The sequence below is a fragment of the Clostridium luticellarii genome, from assembly GCF_002995845.1.
In the GTDB taxonomy this organism is placed as follows: domain Bacteria; phylum Bacillota; class Clostridia; order Clostridiales; family Clostridiaceae; genus Clostridium_B; species Clostridium_B luticellarii.
Window position 1 is genome coordinate 1 of record NZ_PVXP01000139.1, and the last position, 2008, is coordinate 2008.

At 51.0% G+C, this 2008-nt stretch carries 1 rRNA gene; it reads left to right on the forward strand.

Annotation, left to right across the window (positions count from 1 at the left end):
• Positions 1-1934, forward strand: a 23S ribosomal RNA gene (locus CLLU_RS18365); the annotation flags it as partial.
• Positions 1935-2008: the final 74 nt, after the last annotated feature.

Below are 2008 nucleotides of genomic sequence, written 5' to 3' on the forward strand. Positions count from 1 at the left end.
ACTTGAATTCCGGCAGTCAGACTGCGAATGATAAGATCCGTAGTCAAAAGGGAAAAAGCCCAGACCACCAGCTAAGGTCCCAAAGTGTAAGTTAAGTGGAAAAGGAAGTGTGATCTCTAAGACAACTAGGATGTTGGCTCAGAAGCAGCCATACATTTAAAGAGTGCGTAACAGCTCACTAGTCAAGAGGTCATGCGCCGAAGATGTCCGGGGCTAAAACTTACCACCGAAGCTGTGGGCTAGAAATAGCGGTAGAGGAGCATGCTGTCCAGGAAGAAGCCGTACCGGAAGGAGCGGTGGACAGGACAGGAGAGAGAATGCTGGCATAAGTAGCGAGAAATAAGTGAGAATCTTATTGGTCGAAAACCTAAGGTTTCCTGGGGAAGGTTCGTCCACCCAGGGTAAGTCGGGACCTAAGCCGAGGCCGAAAGGCGTAGGTGATGGACAATCGGTTGAGAGTCCGATACCGCAGAATACCGGAAAAGACCGAAGGGATGACGCAGGAGGATAGGATGTGCATACAGATGGAGGTATGTCCAAGCAGCGAGTGAGAAAAGGGAGGCAAATCCACCTTTTCAATTGTGAGCTGTAACGGGGAATCCGAAAGGAGAAGTATCCGATATCACACTGCCGAGAAAAGTCTCTAAGGAGGTAATCTGTGCCCGTACCGCAAACCGACACAGGTAGGTGAGGAGAGAATCCTAAGACCATCGGAAGAATTGTTGTCAAGGAACTCGGCAAATTGACTCCGTAACTTAGGGAGAAGGAGTGCCCCGGAAGGGGCCGCAGAGAAAAGGCTCAAGCAACTGTTTATCAAAAACACAGGTCTCTGCTAAAGCGAAAGCTGAAGTATAGGGGCTGACGCCTGCCCGGTGCTGGAAGGTTAAGGGGAATACTTAATAGAGATATGAAGGTAAGAACTTAAGCCCCAGTAAACGGCGGCCGTAACTATAACGGTCCTAAGGTAGCGAAATTCCTTGTCGGGTAAGTTCCGACCCGCACGAATGGCGTAATGATTTGAGCACTGTCTCGACAACAAATCCGGCGAAATTGAAGTGCAAGTGAAGATGCTTGCTACCCGCGATTGGACGGAAAGACCCCGTAGAGCTTTACTGCAGCTTATCACTGAATTTCGGTATTGTCTGTACAGGATAGGTGGGAGACTGGGAAACATGGGCGCCAGTCCATGAGGAGTTGATGTTGGGATACCACCCTGACAGTACTGGAATTCTAACCGGGTGTCATGAAACTGGCAACGGGACAATGATAGGTGGGCAGTTTGACTGGGGCGGTCGCCTCCGAAAGAGTAACGGAGGCGTACAAAGGTTTCCTCAGAAGGGTTGGAAATTCTTCGGAGAGTGCAAAGGCAAAAGGGAGCCTGACTGCGACACATACAGGTGGAGCAGGGACGAAAGTCGGTCTTAGTGATCCGGTGGTACCTCGTGGGAGGGCCATCGCTCAACGGATAAAAGCTACCTCGGGGATAACAGGCTGATCTCCCCCAAGAGTTCACATCGACGGGGAGGTTTGGCACCTCGATGTCGGCTCGTCGCATCCTGGGGCTGAAGTAGGTCCCAAGGGTTGGGCTGTTCGCCCATTAAAGCGGCACGCGAGCTGGGTTCAGAACGTCGTGAGACAGTTCGGTCCCTATCCGTCGCGGGCGCAGGAAATTTGAGAGGAGCTGTCCTTAGTACGAGAGGACCGGGATGGACTGACCTCTGGTGAACCAGTTGTTCCGCCAGGAGCACCGCTGGGTAGCCAAGTTGGGAAGGGATAAACGCTGAAAGCATCTAAGTGTGAAGCCCGCCTCGAGAAAAGATTTCCCACAGCGAAAGCTGGTAAGACCCCTTGGAGAACACAAGGAGATAGGTCAGGGGTGTAAGCAGGGCAACCTGTTAAGCTGACTGATACTAATAGGTCGAGGGCTTGACCAAGAATAAAGTCGGGAACGACATATAGAGACATACAGATAAAAATATTTACTGTGCAATTTTGAGAGGACATTGTT